Raw genomic sequence first — 17699 nt, forward strand, 5'->3', positions numbered from 1 at the left:
GCATTGGTCGGCGCGCCGTGGGTGCGTCTTTGCTTTATCAGATGGAGAGCGCTATGGCTTGGAATGAGCCGGGTGGCAACTCGAATAATCAGGACCCTTGGGGTGGTAAGCGCCGCAATAATGGCGATCGCAAGGGGCCACCAGATCTCGACGAGGCCTTCCGTAAGCTGCAGGAAAGCCTGAATGGGTTGTTCGGTGGTGGTAAGAAACGTGGTGATGACGGCGGTAGTTCCGGCAAGGGCGGTGGTTTCGGCCTGCTGGGTATCGGTCTTGTCGTGCTGGCTGCCGTGTGGCTGTACAGCGCGGTGTATGTAGTAGACGAGCAGGAGCAGGCCGTAGTGCTGCGCTTCGGCAAATACTACGAAACCGTCGGCCCGGGTCTGAACATCTACTTCCCGCCGATCGATCGCAAGTACATGGAAAACGTCACGCGCGAGCGTGCCTACACCAAGCAGGGTCAGATGCTCACCGAGGACGAGAACATCGTCGAAGTGCCGCTGACCGTGCAGTACAAGATCAGCAACCTGCAGGATTTCGTGCTGAACGTCGATCAGCCGGAAATCAGCCTGCAGCATGCGACCGACAGCGCCCTGCGTCACGTGGTGGGTTCCACCGCCATGGACCAGGTGTTGACCGAAGGTCGTGAATTGATGGCCAGTGAGATCAAGGAGCGTCTGCAACGCTTCCTGGACAACTATCGCACCGGTATCACCGTGACCCAGGTGAACGTACAGAGCGCAGCGGCACCGCGTGAAGTACAGGAAGCCTTCGATGACGTGATCCGTGCCCGTGAAGATGAACAGCGTTCGCGCAACCAGGCTGAAACCTATGCCAACGGCGTCGTGCCGGAAGCCCGTGGTCAGGCCCAGCGCATCCTCGAGGATGCCAACGGTTACCGTGACGAAGTGGTATCCCGGGCCAAGGGTGAGGCAGATCGCTTCACCAAACTGGTTGCCGAGTACCGCAAGGCTCCTGAAGTCACCCGTCAGCGCCTGTACCTGGACACCATGCAGGAAGTCTTCAGCAACACCAGCAAGGTGTTGGTGACTGGCAGCAAGGGCGGGCAGAACAATCTGCTCTATCTGCCGCTGGACAAGATGATCGACAGTGGTCGTAGCGGCAGTGCTCCGGTAACGGGCGCAGCGTCGGCGGCCAGCAATGAAGCGAATGCGCGCGCCGCGGCTGACCATATGCAGCAACAGCAGCAGACGCGTTCTAGGGAGACTCGCTGATGAGCAATAAATCGCTGATCGCCCTGATCGTGGGCGTTGTCGTGGCGGTGGTTGCCTGGAACAGCTTCTACATCGTCGCTCAGACCGAGCGTGCGGTGTTGCTGCAGTTCGGTCGTGTGGTTCAGGCGGATGTCCAGCCTGGCCTGCATGTGAAAGTGCCCTACGTGAACCAGGTGCGTAAGTTCGACGCACGCCTGATGACCCTGGATGCACCGACGCAGCGCTTCCTGACCCTGGAAAAGAAAGCCGTAATGGTGGATGCCTACGCCAAGTGGCGGGTGAAGGATGCCGAGCGTTTCTACACCGCGACTTCCGGCCTCAAGCAGATTGCCGACGAGCGTCTTTCCCGTCGCCTGGAGTCGGGCCTGCGTGACCAGTTCGGTAAGCGCACCCTGCACGAAGTGGTTTCCGGTGAGCGTGACGCGCTGATGGCGGATATCACGGCGTCGCTGAACAAGATGGCGGAAAAGGAGCTGGGTATCGAAGTGGTCGATGTCCGGGTCAAGGCCATCGACCTGCCCAAGGAAGTGAACCGCAGCGTGTTCGAGCGCATGAGCACCGAGCGTGAGCGTGAGGCTCGCGAGCACCGGGCCAAAGGTAACGAACTGGCGGAAGGCATCCGTGCCGATGCTGATCGTCAGCGTCGCGTGCTGTTGGCTGAAGCCTATCGGGAGTCTGAAGAGGCTCGCGGTGACGGTGATGCCCAGGCAGCGGCGATCTATGCCAAGGCCTACGGCCAGGACCAGGAGTTCTACGCGTTCTACCGTAGCCTGCGTGCCTACCGTGAAAGCTTCGCGAACAAATCCGACGTCATGGTTCTGGACCCAAGCAGCGACTTCTTCCACTACCTGGAAAAGTCCAAGCCTTGATCAGGCCCTGACCCTGGAGCACCCCGCCGGGCGGCTAAAACGCCTCGCGGGGTGATCCTTTGGGAAAACGGGTGTATGATGCGGCAGCCGGGAAATTCCCGGCTTTTTTGCGTCTGCATCTTTGATTGGCCGTGGCTCGTTCAAGAGTCCGGCAAGATTTTTCGAGGAAAATGGTCTGTACAGCTGATTCCTGGCTGCCTGTCCGGCTGAGCTCGCGTCGGATGCGACTGTTTTCTGCTTCACTCTAAGGCTGGCCCCAGGCTTGCCGCCCGGACCATAGGGGAATGGCGTAATGGCAACGGTAGACCGCTGGCTGCTGCCAGATGGCATCGAAGAAGTATTGCCGCCGGAAGCGGCGCGCATCGAAGTGGCGCGTCGTCAGGTGTTGGATCTGTTTCAGAGTTGGGGTTACGAGTTCGTCGTCACTCCCCATATCGAATACCTGGAATCCCTGTTGACAGGTGCAGGCCAGGATCTGGATCTGCGTACCTTCAAGGTCATCGACCCGCAGTCGGGCCGGCAGATGGGGTTTCGGGCCGACATCACGCCGCAGGTGGCGCGTATTGATGCCCACACCCTGCGCCGCGAAGGGCCGAGCCGCCTGTGCTACGCCGGCAGTGTGCTGCATGCGCAGCCGCGTGCCTTGTCGTCCTCGCGCAGCCCGATCCAGCTGGGGGCCGAGTTGTATGGCGATGCCAGCCCGAGCAGCGACGTTGAAGTCATCAGCCTGATGCTGGCCATGCTGCAACTGGCCGACGTGCCCGATGTGCACATGGATCTGGGACATGTTGGCATCTACCGTGGCCTGGCACAGGCCGCCGGCTTGTCCGGTGCTGTTGAACAGCAACTGTTCGATGCCCTGCAACGCAAGGCGATCGACGAGGTCATCAGCCTGACGGAAGGCCTGCCGGCCGACTTGGCGGACATGCTGCGCTCCCTGGTGGACCTGTGCGGCAGCCGCGAAGTGCTGGGCGATGCCCGCCGTCGCCTGGCCGGTGCGCCGACGTCTGTGCTGCTGGCGCTGGATGAATTGCTGATCATTGCCGAGCGCCTGTCCGTGCGGTTCCCGGACTTGCCGCTGTATTTCGACCTTGGCGAGTTGCGCGGCTATCACTACCACACCGGTGTGGTGTTCGCGGTATTTGTTCCAGGCGTGGGCCAATCCATCGCCCAGGGCGGGCGCTACGATGACATCGGCGCGGATTTCGGGCGTGCCCGTCCCGCGACTGGTTTCTCCACCGATTTGAAAACCCTGGTGACCCTGGGGCGTGCTGAAGTCGAGCTACCGTCTGGCGGTATCTGGATGCCAGACAACACTGACGCGGCACTCTGGCAGACCGTCTGCCGCTTGCGCAGTGAGGGTCAGCGTGTGGTTCAGGCCTTGCCTGGGCAGCCTTTGGCCGCCGCCCGTGAAGCGGACTGCGACCGGCAATTGATTCAGCAGAATGGGCTTTGGCAAGTATTGCCGCTGGCTTCTTGAGTTTTCCTGCCGGCGGCTGCCGGCACCAAGTTTGCGCGAATGAGGACAAGTGTTATGGGTAAGAATGTCGTAGTCCTGGGCACCCAATGGGGTGATGAGGGCAAAGGCAAGATCGTTGATCTGCTGACCGAACATGCCGCCGCCGTAGTGCGCTACCAAGGTGGCCACAACGCTGGCCACACCCTGGTGATCGACGGTGAGAAGACCGTCCTGCACCTGATTCCGTCCGGTGTGCTGCGCGAAGGCGTGCAGTGCCTGATCGGTAACGGTGTGGTGGTAGCTCCGGATGCCTTGATGCGTGAAATCGTCAAGCTGGAAGAGAAGGGTGTGCCGGTGCGCGAGCGCCTGCGTATCAGCCCGTCCTGCCCGCTGATCCTGTCCTATCACGTGGCCCTGGACCAGGCCCGCGAGAAAGCCCGTGGCGAGCAGAAGATCGGTACCACCGGCCGCGGCATCGGCCCGGCTTACGAAGACAAGGTTGCACGTCGTGGCCTGCGCATCGGCGATCTGTTCCACCGCGAGCGTTTCGCCGCCAAGCTGGGCGAGCTGCTGGACTACCACAACTTCGTTCTGGTGAATTACTACAAAGAGCCGGCCATCGACTTCCAGAAGACCCTGGACGAGTGCATGGAATACGCCGAACTGCTCAAGCCGATGATGCTCGACGTGACTGCCGAGCTGCACCAGCTGCGCCGCGCCGGCAAGGACATCATGTTCGAAGGCGCTCAGGGTTCGTTGCTGGACATCGACCACGGCACCTACCCGTATGTCACCAGCTCCAACACTACTGCTGGTGGTATCGCCACCGGTTCGGGCGTGGGTCCGATGTACCTGGACTACATCCTGGGCATCACCAAGGCCTATACCACTCGCGTAGGCTCGGGCCCGTTCCCGACCGAGCTGTTCGACGACATCGGCGCTTTCCTGGCCAAGCGTGGTCATGAGTTCGGCGCCACCACCGGCCGCGCTCGTCGCTGCGGCTGGTTCGATGCCGTGATCCTGCGTCGCGCCATCGACGTCAACAGCATCTCGGGCCTGTGCCTGACCAAGCTGGACGTTCTGGACGGCCTGGAAACCATCAATATCTGTGTCGGCTACAAGAACCAGGATGGTGCAGTCATCGACGCGCCAACCGACGCCGACAGCTACATCGGCCTGGAGCCGGTGTACGAGCAGATGCCGGGCTGGAGCGAGTCGACCCTGGGTGCCAAGACCCTGGAAGAGCTGCCTGCCGCCGCCCAGGCCTACATCAAGCGCATCGAAGAGTTGGTCGGCGCGCCGATCGACATTATTTCGACAGGCCCGGACCGCAACGAGACCATCGTTCTGCGTCATCCGTTCGCTTGATAAGTCGTTGATGTAAAAAACAAAGGGCCCTTAATCGGGCCCTTTGTCGTTTCTGCCTGCCACGCGGCACGACCCTTGCTGTGAAATCCACTTCTAGAGTGCCATCAGAATAATGGCGTCAAAAGTAGAGGGATTTCCTGTGTCGGCCGTTCTCTCACTGTTACAAAGCCGTTTACTACGGCCTGTGTTCGTTACTCTCGGTATCGCCCTTTTGGTGCAAGTGCTGGTAGCGGTTGCCCTGACTCGGAGCACAGTGACTGCCCTCGAGGCGGATCTGGCTTCGCGCCTGGGCGGCGACAGCCAGAAATTGGCTGGCGAGCTCGAGCAAGCGGGCAAAGAAGTCACCTCCAGTCTGGAGAGTCTTTCCAGCAGTACCCGCCAACGCCTCACGGCCGGCCTGTCTTCGCGTCTCAAGGAAGAACAGGTACAGCTGCGTGCAGCGCTGGAGAAGGACCTGAAGGACTCTGCCAATGACATGGCTCAGTTGCTGGCCTCCGTGGCGCCTCGCGCCATGTGGGACAGTGATGTGCCGACCTTGTCCGAGTTCGCCCGACGGGCTCAGCGCAACCCCAATGTGTTGTTCGTGGTTTATGACGATGCGGCGGGAGAGCACCTGACCCGTTACCTGAATCGTGAAAACCCGATCAACAAGGCGCTGCTGGAAAAGGGCAAGGGCGACCGGGCGCTGGACAAGGTCCTGGATGCAGCGAAGAACGATCCTTCGGTGTACTACCTTGAAGCCTCGATCAATCCCAATGGCGTGGAAATCGGCAAGGTGCTGATGGGAGTCTCCACCGCGTCGGTGGAGGCCGATATCGCCGCCCTGGATCAGCGCTTCAGTGCCTTGATTGCCAGCAGCGATCAGTTGGTTGGCGACAGCCTCAAGGGAGCTTCTGCCGACAGCTCGGCGGCCATGCGCTCGCGCTTGCAGTCGGCCCAGGGTACGGCGGCACAGATGCAGGCCAATACCGCGAGCACGGTGCAGGAGGCGGCGACTACCTTGCGCTGGCAGATCGGCGTCGGCCTGGCGCTGGTTGGCCTGGCCCTGCTGCTGTTGCTGGCAGTGGTGCTGGGGCGTCGCGTGGTGAGCAAGCTGCATTTGCTGATCGCTGCGCTCAATGACCTGGCAGCGGGCGAAGGTGATCTGACCAAGCGTGTGCCGCTCAACAGCAATGATGAGATTGGCGACATGGCCTCGGCGGTGAATCGCTTTGTGGATAAGTTGCAGCCCATCGTGCGGGAAGCGGGGGATGTGGCCCAGCGCACAGGTGTCGAGATCGGCGCCATGAGCCAGCGTAATGCTGGGGCTGATGCCGCAGCCGAAGCGCAGCGTGATGAAGTGGCAGAGAGCCTGCGGGCGTTGTCGCAGATGGCCGATGAAGCCCAGGCGGAAAGCCAGGCGATGCAGGCCGCACTGCAGCAGGTGGTGGAGATTCGTCAGGCGACGGACGAGACTACCCGCACCTCCGAGCAGGTCGGCAGCCTGATCGAGGCGCTGGCGGGGCAAGTGGATACCGGGGCCAAGGTGATCGAGCGCCTGGCCCAGCAGAGCGAGCAGATCGAGGTGGTGCTGACGGTGATCCATGGCATTGCCGAGCAAACCAACCTGCTGGCATTGAACGCTGCGATCGAGGCCGCGCGCGCCGGCGAGACCGGGCGCGGATTTGCCGTGGTGGCGGATGAGGTGCGGGCACTGGCCAGCAAGACGCAAAGCTCCACTGGCGATATCCAGGCCCATATCGGTGCCCTGCAGCAGGGCGCGCGGGAGGCCGTAGCGGCTATCGGTCAGGCCGGGCGTCAGGCCAGCGAGGGCTTGCTGGTGCTGCGCGACAGTGCTCGCCTGCAACAATCGGTGCAGTCTTCGGTAGAGCAGGTGCACGCCGCGATTGGCCTGGCCACCCAGGCTGCGGCCCATCAGGCGCAGGGCGCGCAGGCGGTGCGTGGGCGGGTGGAAACCATCCATGCCCAGGCCGAGCGTGCGGCTCAGGCCGTGGTAGAAACCACCGCCAGCGGCAAGGTACTGGACAGCCTGGCGGCGCAGCTCAAGGCCAGCCTCGGTCAGTTCCGCGCCTGATGCCTGGCTGGCAAGCTGGCTCCTGCCACCTTACTGCAGGAGCCGGCTTGCCACCTCTCAGCGACTCAAATACATCCGCGTTGTCAGCAGATAGACCGGTAGCCCTGACACCAGTATCAACAGCGCCGCATAAGGTGCCGCCGCTGCAAACTCCACATTCGCCGTATGCGCCCACACTTCTGTGGCCAGGGTGTTGAGCCCGGTTGGGCTGAGCAGCAGGGTCGCTGTCAGTTCCTTCATCGCATCCAGAAAGACCAGGGCGAAAGCCGCGCCCAGCGCCGGGAAGATGATCGGCAGGGTCACTCGGCAAAAGGCGCTGAACGACGATGCGCCGAGGGTTCTTGCTGCTTCTTCCAGCTGTGGCGCGGCCTTGTTCAGCGCGGTGCGGATCGGCGCCTGGGCCAGGGGCAGGAACAGCAGGGCATAGGCAATCAGCAGCAGCGCCGAGGTCTGGTACAGCACCGGCACATAGTGCAGCGCGAAATACACCAGGGTCAGGGCGATCACCAGCCCTGGCAGGGCATGCAGCAGATAGGGCAGGCGCTCTGCCCAGATGGCCAGGCGCCCCTTGTAGCGCACCACCAGCAGGCCCACCGGCACTGCCAGCACCAGGCACAGGCCGGCGCCGCCCAGGGACAGGGCCAGTGAAGACAGCAATGCTTCGCTGATTGCCGCGACGGGGAAGGCTGCCGATGAACCGACGGCCAGCCAATAGGCAAGCATGCCCAGGGGGACACCGCTGCCGATCAGCGCCAGCATCAGGCAGTAAAGTTGTCCGCTGATGCTCCAGCCCCCCAGGCGTACCTGTTCGGCGTGCCTGGCTGCGCCCTGGCCGGTGCGTACATGGCGGCCCTTGCCACGGACGCGCAGTTCCAGCCCCAGCAGCAGCAGGCACAGCGCCAGCAACACGGCCGACAGCATGGCGGCGTTGGCATTGCTGAACTCCAGCTCGAATTGCTGGTAGATGGCGGTGGTGAAGGTCTGCAGGCCGATGATCGACAGGGCGCCGAACTCCACCAGCATATGCAGGGCAATCAGCAGCGAGCCGGCCAGCAATGAAGGCCATAGCAAGGGCAGGGTTATCTTGAAGAACACGCCCCAGCGATTTTGCCCCAGGGTCCGCGCCGATTCCTCCAGGGAGGGGTCGAGATTACGCAGGGTGGCCGCCACCGGCAGGAACACCAGCGGGTATTTGGACAGGGTCATCACCAGGATCGCGCCGCCCAGTCCTTCGAACCCGGCGCTCAGGGATACCCAAGTGAAGCTGCTGACAAAGGCCGGTACGGCGAAGGGCAAGCACAGCACCACGCCCCAGATCCGCCTTCCCGGCAAATCGCTGCGTTCCAGCAGCCAGGCCAGGGACAGGCCGAGCACGGCGCAGGCAAGGGTCACACCGAGCATCAGCAGCAGGGTATTGCTCAGCAGGCGCAACACATAGGGGCGCCACAGCAGGTGCAGGGCTTCAGCCCAGCCGGCCTGCCAGGCCTTGAGGCCGACATATAACAGTGGCAACAGGCTCAGGCAGACCAGTAGCAGGACTGGCAGCAGTAGCCAGATCGAAGGCCGCTTGCGCCTCGGCACGAAGGTGGTGCGCAAGGCGGAAGCGGATGGCGATGGATTCATCAGTTCAGGCCGACGTCACGTTCCAGGTCCAGGGCTTCCTCGGCATTGCCGAGATCGGCTGGGGTCACCTTCGGGGCTTCCAGTTCATTGAAGGGCTTGAGTCCACGATCGGACTGCATGCCTTTATGCAGCGGGTACTCGGCCGTGGTCTGGGTAATCACCCGCTGGCCTTCTTCGCTGGCCATGTAGGCCAGAAGCTGCTGGGCCTCTTTCGGATGCTTGCTGGACTTGAGTACGGCTGCGCTGGACACGGTGATCAGGCCGCCCACGTCGCCGCCCGTGAAGTAGTGCAGTTTCGAGTCGAGCTGGCCTTTTTCCCGTTGCAGGGCAAACCAGTAGTAGTTGTTCACCAGGACCGTGGCCACTTCGCCGTTTTCCACGGCTTTGAGGGCCACCATGTTGTTGCTGTAGACCTTGCCGAAAGCCCGCAGGCCGGTCAGCCATTCTTCGGCAGCATCCCTGCCGTGCATCTTGATGATGGCCACGGCCTGTTCCTGGAAGGCGCCACTGGTGGGCACGAAGCCAACCTTGCCTTGCCACTGCGGCTGGGAAAATTCCATCACCGACTTGGGCAGGTCTTTTTCGTCGATCAGTTTCGGGTTGAAGGCGACGACTCGTACGCGCGCGGTGACACCGATCCAGGTGCCGTTGCCCGCAACATATTCCTTGGGCAGTACGGCCAGGGTCGTGGTGTCGGTCTGGGCCAGCAGGCCCTGCTCGCCGAGTTTGTTCAGGGGAGGGGATTCTTCGGTGTAGATCACATCAGCGGGGGAGCGGTCGCCTTCTTCGACAACCTGGCTGGCCAGTTGATTGCTGCTGCCCTTGCGGACATTCACATGGATGCCGGTCTTGGCTTCGAAAGCCTTGGCTACCGCGTCGCCGACTTCCTTGTGCTGACCGTTGTACAGGGTCAGGGAAACCGGATCGGCTGCCTGGGTGAAGGGGGATGCCAGGGTCAGCCCCAGCAAAGTGATGGTCAAGCCACGCAGAAGGGATGTTGGAAGGAGGGTATTTCTGAACATCATTCGCAGGTTTCCTCACTGTAGTGCCGCAAAAACTTGTAACAATCATAAACGATATCGTTTCTCATGTGCGCTTTGCGGATGCGGAGGAAGGCGATGGCGCGGGGAAATATCAGGGGGCAGAAACGCAAAAACCCGCTTTCGCGGGTTTTTGTGAGACTTGAAAGTGATGCTCTCAAGTTTTGAATTGGTGCCCAGAAGAAGACTCGAACTTCCACGACCTTGCGGTCACCAGCACCTGAAGCTGGCGTGTCTACCAATTTCACCATCTGGGCAGTATCGACGTCGTCGCCGTGTCGATGGAGCGCACTATACGGACAGCGTTTTGATCTGTAAACCCCTGTTTTGGTTTTATTAAATCAAACACTTAGAATGCAAAAACCCGCTTTCGCGGGTTTTTGTTTGAGCCTTGAAACTGATCTAATCTCAAGCTCTTGAATTGGTGCCCAGAAGAAGACTCGAACTTCCACGGCCTTGCGGCCACCAGCACCTGAAGCTGGCGTGTCTACCAATTTCACCATCTGGGCAGTATCGCTGACGTCTCCGTCGTCGATGGCGCGCACTATACGGAGGCTCTTTTGAGCTGTAAACCCCAGATTTCAAAAAAGTTTGAAAAAAGTCTCCGGCGGTATGCGTGACGATGTTTCTGAGGCGATGGCGAGGATTATTCCCAGGTTGTCTGAGCCTGAAATTTCCCGTTTCAATACGCGTATGCCAAACTAACCCGCATATAGACAAGGTGAAATTTATCTAATGGCCGATTGGCAGTCCCTCGATCCCGAGGCCGCTCGTGAAGCGGAAAAATACGAAAACCCTATTCCTAGCCGCGAACTCATCCTTCAGCATCTTGCTGACCGGGGTTCGCCTGCTAGTCGCGAGCAGTTGGTAGAAGAGTTCGGTCTGACTACGGAAGACCAGCTGGAAGCCCTGCGCCGCCGCCTGCGCGCCATGGAGCGCGACGCTCAACTGATCTATACCCGCCGTGGCACCTATGCGCCGGTGGACAAGCTCGACCTGATTCTCGGCCGTATCAGCGGTCACCGCGACGGCTTCGGCTTCCTGGTGCCGGATGACGGCAGCGACGACCTGTTCATGAGCCCGGCGCAAATGCGTCTGGTATTCGATGGCGACCGCGCCCTGGCCCGGGTTTCCGGCCTGGATCGTCGCGGCCGTCGCGAAGGCATGATCGTCGAAGTGGTGTCCCGTGCCCACGAAAGCATCGTCGGTCGCTACTTCGAAGAAGGTGGCATCGGTTTCGTGGTGGCAGACAACCCGAAGATCCAGCAGGAAGTGCTGGTAACGCCGGGGCGCAATGCCAATGCCAAGATCGGTCAGTTCGTCGAAGTGAAGATCACTCACTGGCCGACGCCGCGCTTCCAGCCGCAAGGCGATGTGGTGGAAGTGGTGGGCAACTACATGGCACCGGGCATGGAAATCGACGTTGCCCTGCGCACCTACGATATTCCTCATGTCTGGCCAGAGGCGGTGCTCAAGGAGGCCGGCAAGCTCAAGCCCGAAGTGGAAGAGAAGGACAAAGAGAAGCGCATCGACCTGCGTGATCTGCCTTTCGTCACCATTGACGGCGAAGACGCCCGTGACTTCGACGACGCTGTTTTCTGCGAAGCCAAGCCCGGCAAGCTGCGCCTGTTTGGTGGTGGCTGGAAGCTGTATGTGGCGATTGCCGACGTCTCCAGTTACGTGAAGATCGGTTCGGCTCTGGATGCCGAAGCCCAGGTGCGCGGCAACTCGGTGTACTTCCCCGAGCGGGTGATCCCGATGCTGCCCGAGCAACTGTCCAACGGCCTGTGCTCGCTGAACCCGAAAGTCGATCGCCTGGCCATGGTTTGCGAGATGACCATCTCCAAGTCCGGCGAGATGACCGATTACCAGTTCTACGAGGCGGTGATCCACTCCAAGGCGCGTCTGACCTACAACAAGGTCAGCACCATGCTCGAGCAGCCGAAAACCAGCGAAGCCAAGCAGTTGCGCGGTGAATACGGCGATGTCCTGCCGCACCTGAAGCAGCTGTATGCGCTGTACAAGGTCTTGCTGGGGGCTCGTCATACCCGGGGCGCCATCGACTTCGAGACCCAGGAAACCCGGATCATCTTCGGTTCCGAGCGCAAGATCGCCGAAATTCGTCCGACTAGCCGCAATGATGCGCACAAACTGATCGAGGAATGCATGCTGGCGGCCAACGTGGCCACCGCCGAGTTCCTCAAGAAGCACGAGATTCCGGCCCTGTACCGGGTGCACGATGGTCCGCCGCCGGAGCGTCTGGAAAAACTGCGCGCCTTCCTCGGCGAGCTGGGCCTGTCCCTGCATAAGGGCAAGGATGGCCCGACGCCGAAGGACTACCAGGCATTGCTGGAAACCATCAAGGACCGTCCGGATTACCACCTGATCCAGACCGTGATGCTGCGCTCCCTGAGCCAGGCGGTGTACAGCGCTGATAACCAGGGCCACTTCGGTCTGAATTACGAAGCCTATACCCACTTCACCTCGCCGATCCGTCGCTACCCGGACCTGTTGACCCATCGGGCCATCCGCAGCGTCATCCACTCCAAGCAGGACACGCCGCACGTGCGTCGCGCCGGGGCGATGACCATTCCGAAGGCGCGTATCTATCCGTACGACGAAGCGACCCTGGAGCAGCTCGGCGAGCAGTGCTCGATGAGCGAGCGCCGTGCCGATGAGGCTACGCGGGACGTAGTGAATTGGCTCAAGTGCGAGTTCATGAAGGATCGTGTGGGCGAGTCCTTCCCGGGTGTGATCACCGCGGTGACCGGTTTCGGCCTGTTCGTCGAGTTGACCGACATCTACGTCGAGGGCCTGGTGCACGTCACCGCCTTGCCGGGGGACTACTACCACTTCGACCCTGTGCATCACCGCCTGGCGGGCGAACGCACCGGTCGCAGCTTCCGCCTGGGCGATACTGTGGAAGTGCGTGTCATGCGCGTCGACCTGGACGAGCGCAAGATCGATTTCGAAATGGCCGAGAAGACCATCAACGCACCGATCGGCCGCAAGAAGCGTGGCGCCGCGGACGCACCTGCCAGCAAGGTCGTGGAAGAGCCGGCTCCAGCCAAGGCGGGGCGTCGCAGCTCCGCCAAGGAAAAGGCGGTCGAGGCTTATCGTCCAAGCGACGCTGCAGCGAAAAACGCCGAAGTGCGCAAAAGCCGTGAAATGAAGCGGGCGCTGCTGGCCGAAGCCAAGGGCGGTGGTAAAGCGACGTCTGCGGGAAAGTCCGGTAAGCCGGCGCCCTCGCGCGCTGGCGAAAAGCCCGCCAAGCCGAGCAAACATCGTAAAGGTCCGCCCAAGGCGGGCTCCGCTTCCGGCGCTAAAAGCGGCGGGGCGCGCAAACCTAAGGCCAAGTCATGAGTCAGTTGGAAAAGATCTACGGCGTGCATGCCGTAGAAGCGTTGCTGCGTCACCATCCCAAGCGGGTCAAGCAGATCTGGTTGGCTGAAGGGCGCAGTGATCCACGGGTTCAGGTGCTGGTGGACCTGGCTGCGCAGAACCGTGTTTCGGTTGGCCAGGCCGAGCGTCGTGAGATGGACGCATGGGTTGAAGGTGTGCACCAGGGCGTAGTGGCGGAAGTCAGCCCGAGCCAGGTGTGGGGCGAGGCCATGCTCGACGAGCTGCTGGACCGTACCGAAGGCGCGCCGTTGCTGCTGGTGCTGGACGGTGTGACCGACCCGCATAACCTCGGGGCCTGCCTGCGTACTGCCGATGCGGCCGGTGCCCTGGCAGTGCTGGTGCCCAAGGACAAGTCGGCGACCCTGACTCCGACCGTGCGCAAAGTGGCCTGCGGCGCCGCCGAAGTGATTCCGCTGGTAGCCGTGACCAACCTGGCCCGCACCCTGGAGAAGCTCCAGCAGCGTGGGCTGTGGATCGTCGGCACCGCCGGCGAGGCCGAACAGGAACTGTACGACCAGGACCTGACCGGCCCGACCATCATCATCATGGGGGCCGAAGGCAAGGGCATGCGTCGCCTGACCCGCGAGCACTGCGACTACCTGGTACGCCTGCCGATGGCCGGCAGCGTCAGCAGCCTCAACGTCTCCGTGGCCACTGGCGTGTGCCTGTTCGAAGCCATGCGCCAGCGCGGTGCCAAGGCCAAGGCCGGCGCCAAGAAAGCCTGACCCGCAGTTGCAGGAGCCGGCTTGCCGGCGAGGCGCGTGCTGCCGTCCATCGTCGGCACGCCGGCTCCCGCAGGTGGTTGTTCAAATAATCACCAATTGCCTTGCGCCGCTGTTCCCCCTTCTCTACAATTGCGCCCCTTGCCGTGACGGCAGGCGCATATGTGCCTACTACCAGGCAAGACACACCAGTGTCATTCACTCCTTGTCTGACCGCTTATAGGCGGCAGGCTACAACCCGTAAGGAGCATTCATGCGTCATTACGAAATCATCTTTTTGGTCCACCCGGATCAAAGCGAGCAAGTCGGCGGCATGGTTGAGCGTTACACCAAGCTGATCGAAGAAGACGGCGGCAAAATCCACCGTCTGGAAGACTGGGGCCGTCGTCAACTGGCCTACGCAATCAACAATGTTCACAAGGCTCACTACGTGATGCTGAACGTTGAGTGCACCGGTAAAGCCCTGGCTGAGCTGGAAGACAACTTCCGTTACAACGATGCTGTGATCCGTAACCTGGTCATCCGTCGCGAAGAAGCCATCACTGGCCAATCCGAGATGCTCAAGGCTGAAGAAAACCGCAGTGAGCGCCGTGAGCGTCGTGACCGTCCTGAGCATGCTGACAGCGCCGATGGCGATGACAGCGACAACAGCGACGCCAGCGATAACGCTGACGAGTAATCCACGGACCTTTTGAGGAGCCAATTACATGGCACGTTTCTTCCGTCGTCGTAAATTCTGCCGCTTCACCGCTGAAGACGTGAAAGAGATCGATTACAAAGATCTCAACACTCTGAAAGCCTACGTATCCGAGACCGGCAAAATCGTTCCAAGCCGCATCACCGGTACCAAAGCTCGTTATCAGCGTCAGCTGGCCACCGCTATCAAGCGCGCCCGCTTCCTGGCCCTGCTGGCCTACACCGACAGCCACGGCCGCTGAGATCGGGCAGTCGACAAGTAGTAAGGGATTGAATGCATGCGCGCCTTAGCTGAGTTCATCATGCGCGGTCGTATGCAGGCCACTCTGGTAGTGGCTGGCTGTTCGGCATTGCCGTTGTTGTATTGGTTGGGTGCTGCCGCCGGGAGCCTGGTGCTTCTGCGGCGCGGATTGAAGGATGCCCTTGGCGTCCTCGCTCTGGGAGTGCTGCCAGCTTTGCTCTGGTGGCTGACGTTCGATGACCCGCGGGCACTTCTGGTGCTGCTGGGTTCTTCGAGTCTTGCGTTGGTTTTGCGCGCAAGCGAGTCCTGGAGCCGCGTGCTGCTGGTCAGCATAGCGATGGGGTTGGTGTTTGCTGGAGTCCTGGGTGCGGCTTTCCGCCCTCAGATCGAAGCGCTGTCACAGGAATTGATAAAAATCCTGCCGATGGCCTTGGGTGAGGTCTACCAGCAGCTATCGGTTGAAGAGCGAGCTCGTCTTGCCACGCTGATTGCACCGATCCTGACCGGCCTGATAGCGGCCCTGTTGCAAGCCATCAGCGTGCTGAGCCTGATTCTTGGGCGTTACTGGCAGGCTGTGTTGTATAACCCGGGTGGTTTTGGTCGCGAGTTTCGCGCCATCAGAATCCCTCTTGGGCCAGCGATGTTGCTGCTGGCGTGCATGCTGGTGGGGCCGAACTTCGGACCTCAACTGGCCATGCTGACGCCGATGTGCAGTGTCCCGCTGGCTTTTGCCGGGCTGGCCCTGATTCACGGGCTGGTGGCACAAGGGCGACTGGCCAGGTTCTGGCTGGTGGGGTTGTACGTCACGCTGTTGCCGTTCATGCAGCTGATCTATCCGTTGCTCGTGGTCCTGGCCATTGTCGACAGTCTGGTTGATTTTCGCGGTCGTTTGGCGCCGAAAGACGCTGATAACGGCTCTGCGAACGGTGAAGGTTAAAAGTTAAGAGGTTATTACCAAATGGAACTGATCCTGCTGGAAAAAATCGCCAACCTGGGCAACCTGGGCGATAAGGTAAACGTTAAGGCTGGTTACGGCCGTAACTACCTGCTGCCTTTCGGCAAAGCCACCGCTGCTACCGCTGCCAACCTGGCTGCGTTCGAAGCGCGTCGTGCCGAGCTGGAAAAACTGGCTGCAGAGAAGAAGGCTTCTGCCGAAACTCGCGCTGCGCAACTGGCTGAGCTGGAAGTGACCATCACTGCCACCGCCGGTGACGAAGGCAAGCTGTTCGGTTCGATCGGCACCCACGACATCGCTGATGCACTGACCGCCTCGGGCGTTGAAGTGGCAAAAAGCGAAGTTCGTCTGCCGAACGGCACCATCCGCAACGTAGGTGAATTCGACGTAGCCGTGCACCTGCACGCTGAAGTTGAAGCAACCGTACGCGTTGTCGTGGTGGCTGCTTAAGCAGTACCAAATCGTCTGGCACCTTGTGTGGCTGACGGTTAACATCGGGCACGATCCTGTTTACAGGTCGTGCCCTTTGTCTTTCTGCTGATCCTGATTTTCATCCCCCGAATTCCAAGTGGCCATGAACGATATCTCCGCTCCCGAGCAATACGATCTGCAAACCGCTGCCCTGAAGGTGCCGCCGCACTCCATCGAGGCCGAACAGGCCGTGCTCGGTGGTCTGATGCTGGACAACAACGCCTGGGAACGCGTGTTGGATCAAGTGTCCGACGGCGATTTCTACCGGCATGACCACCGTTTGATCTTCCGCGCCATCGCCAAGCTGGCCGACCAGAACATGCCCATCGACGTGGTCACCCTGTCCGAGCAACTGGACAAGGAAGGCCAGACTTCGCAGGTCGGCGGCCTGGGCTACCTGGGTGAACTGGCGAAGAACACTCCGTCGGTGGCCAACATCAAGGCCTATGCGCAGATCGTTCGCCAGCGGGCAACCCTGCGTCAGCTGATCGGCATCAGCACCGAGATCGCCGACAGTGCCTTCAACCCGGAAGGGCGCACCGCCGAAGAGATTCTCGACGAGGCCGAGCGGCAGATCTTCCAGATCGCCGAAGCGCGGCCCAAGACCGGCGGCCCGGTGGGGGTCAACGAACTGCTGACCAAGGCCATCGACCGCATCGATACCCTGTTCAACACGGACAACGCCATCACCGGCCTGTCCACCGGCTATACCGATCTCGACGAGAAGACCAGCGGCCTGCAGCCGGCCGACTTGATCATCGTCGCCGGCCGTCCGTCCATGGGTAAGACCACCTTCGCCATGAACCTGGTGGAGAACGCGGTACTGCGCAGCGACAAGGCGGTGCTGGTGTACTCCCTGGAGATGCCAGGTGAATCGCTGATCATGCGTATGCTCTCCTCCCTGGGCCGCATCGACCAGACCAAGGTCCGTTCCGGCCAGCTGGAAGACGACGACTGGCCACGCCTGACCTCGGCGGTCAACCTGCTCAACGACCGCAAGCTGTTCATTGACGACACCGCGGGCATCAGCCCCTCGGAGATGCGTGCGCGGACCCGGCGCCTGGTGCGTGAGCACGGCGATATCGCCATGATCATGATCGACTACCTGCAGCTCATGCAGATTCCAGGCTCCAGCGGCGACAACCGGACCAACGAGATTTCCGAGATTTCCCGGTCCCTGAAGGCCCTGGCCAAGGAGTTCAACTGCCCGGTAGTGGCCCTGTCCCAGCTCAACCGCTCCCTGGAACAACGTCCCAACAAGCGCCCGGTGAACTCCGACTTGCGGGAATCCGGAGCGATCGAGCAGGACGCCGACGTGATCATGTTCGTCTACCGGGACGAGGTGTATCACCCGGAAACCGAGCACAAGGGCATTGCCGAGATCATCATCGGCAAGCAGCGGAACGGCCCCATCGGCTTTATCCGCCTGGCGTTCATCGGCAAGTACACCCGCTTCGAGAACCTCGCCCCGGGCAGCTACAACTTCGACGACGACGAATAACCCGCCCGTTCGCCGGCCATCCGCCTGCCGGCGCCTGTAGGAGCCG

The 17699-nt window shown here is 61.2% G+C and carries 14 protein-coding genes and 2 tRNA genes; 12 read left to right on the forward strand and 4 right to left on the reverse strand.

Annotation, left to right across the window (positions count from 1 at the left end):
- Nucleotides 1-53 precede the first annotated feature (53 nt).
- From hflK to F6S12_RS02205, 5 genes are all read left to right on the forward strand, one after another.
- On the forward strand, nt 54-1232 hold the full coding sequence (gene hflK / locus F6S12_RS02185) for an FtsH protease activity modulator HflK (RefSeq protein WP_011058940.1): 1179 nt from the start codon (nt 54-56) through the stop codon (nt 1230-1232).
- Nucleotides 1232-2101 (forward strand): protease modulator HflC, encoded by an 870-nt coding sequence (gene hflC, locus F6S12_RS02190; protein ID WP_011058941.1) that lies wholly within the window; start codon nt 1232-1234, stop codon nt 2099-2101. The genes hflK and hflC overlap by 1 nt, the downstream gene beginning before the upstream one ends.
- Before the next feature lie 292 nt (nt 2102-2393).
- Entirely contained in the window at nt 2394-3581 is a 1188-nt protein-coding gene (locus tag F6S12_RS02195; RefSeq protein WP_152685903.1) for an ATP phosphoribosyltransferase regulatory subunit, read from the forward strand.
- A 54-nt stretch (nt 3582-3635) separates the two neighbouring features.
- On the forward strand, nt 3636-4928 hold the full coding sequence (locus tag F6S12_RS02200) for an adenylosuccinate synthase (RefSeq protein ID WP_011058943.1): 1293 nt from the start codon (nt 3636-3638) through the stop codon (nt 4926-4928).
- Between the two features lie 139 nt (nt 4929-5067).
- Nucleotides 5068-7002, forward strand: a complete 1935-nt coding sequence (locus F6S12_RS02205) for a methyl-accepting chemotaxis protein (protein ID WP_093406886.1) — start codon at nt 5068-5070, stop codon at nt 7000-7002.
- A gap of 57 nt (nt 7003-7059) precedes the next feature.
- Here the strand turns inward: F6S12_RS02205 and F6S12_RS02210 are convergent, their stop codons facing one another.
- The 4 genes from F6S12_RS02210 to F6S12_RS02225 all read right to left on the reverse strand — a co-directional run bounded on the left by F6S12_RS02210 (nt 7060) and on the right by F6S12_RS02225 (nt 10174).
- A complete protein-coding gene (locus F6S12_RS02210) occupies nt 7060-8625 on the reverse strand; it encodes an ABC transporter permease (protein ID WP_053148777.1) in 1566 nt (521 codons plus the stop codon).
- A complete protein-coding gene (locus tag F6S12_RS02215) occupies nt 8625-9650 on the reverse strand; it encodes an extracellular solute-binding protein (protein WP_019093050.1) in 1026 nt (341 codons plus the stop codon). The genes F6S12_RS02210 and F6S12_RS02215 overlap by 1 nt, the downstream gene beginning before the upstream one ends.
- A gap of 185 nt (nt 9651-9835) precedes the next feature.
- Nucleotides 9836-9922, reverse strand: a tRNA-Leu gene (locus F6S12_RS02220).
- Between the two features lie 165 nt (nt 9923-10087).
- A tRNA-Leu gene (locus F6S12_RS02225) sits at nt 10088-10174 on the reverse strand.
- A gap of 226 nt (nt 10175-10400) precedes the next feature.
- Between F6S12_RS02225 and rnr the strand changes: the two genes are divergently transcribed.
- The 7 genes from rnr (at nt 10401) to dnaB (ending at nt 17653) form a co-directional block, all read left to right on the forward strand.
- A complete protein-coding gene (gene rnr, locus F6S12_RS02230; RefSeq protein ID WP_315868688.1) occupies nt 10401-13028 on the forward strand; it encodes a ribonuclease R in 2628 nt (875 codons plus the stop codon).
- Complete coding sequence (rlmB, locus tag F6S12_RS02235) at nt 13025-13792, forward strand: 23S rRNA (guanosine(2251)-2'-O)-methyltransferase RlmB (RefSeq protein WP_015633942.1); 768 nt, start codon at nt 13025-13027, stop codon at nt 13790-13792. The genes rnr and rlmB overlap by 4 nt, the downstream gene beginning before the upstream one ends.
- A 250-nt stretch (nt 13793-14042) precedes the next feature.
- Nucleotides 14043-14468, forward strand: a complete 426-nt coding sequence (gene rpsF / locus F6S12_RS02240; protein WP_011058949.1) for a 30S ribosomal protein S6 — start codon at nt 14043-14045, stop codon at nt 14466-14468.
- 28 nt (nt 14469-14496) lie between these two features.
- A complete protein-coding gene (rpsR, locus tag F6S12_RS02245; RefSeq protein ID WP_002551829.1) occupies nt 14497-14727 on the forward strand; it encodes a 30S ribosomal protein S18 in 231 nt (76 codons plus the stop codon).
- 36 nt (nt 14728-14763) lie between these two features.
- Complete coding sequence (locus tag F6S12_RS02250; RefSeq protein ID WP_011058950.1) at nt 14764-15663, forward strand: hypothetical protein; 900 nt, start codon at nt 14764-14766, stop codon at nt 15661-15663.
- Nucleotides 15664-15684: 21 nt separating this feature from the next.
- A complete protein-coding gene (rplI, locus tag F6S12_RS02255) occupies nt 15685-16131 on the forward strand; it encodes a 50S ribosomal protein L9 (RefSeq protein ID WP_007921484.1) in 447 nt (148 codons plus the stop codon).
- A 124-nt stretch (nt 16132-16255) separates the two neighbouring features.
- A complete protein-coding gene (dnaB, locus tag F6S12_RS02260; protein WP_011058951.1) occupies nt 16256-17653 on the forward strand; it encodes a replicative DNA helicase in 1398 nt (465 codons plus the stop codon).
- The last annotated feature ends 46 nt before the right edge of the window (nt 17654-17699 follow it).

This window comes from Pseudomonas sp. JV245A, from assembly GCF_032424515.1.
GTDB classification, from domain to species: Bacteria; Pseudomonadota; Gammaproteobacteria; order Pseudomonadales; family Pseudomonadaceae; genus Aquipseudomonas; species Aquipseudomonas protegens.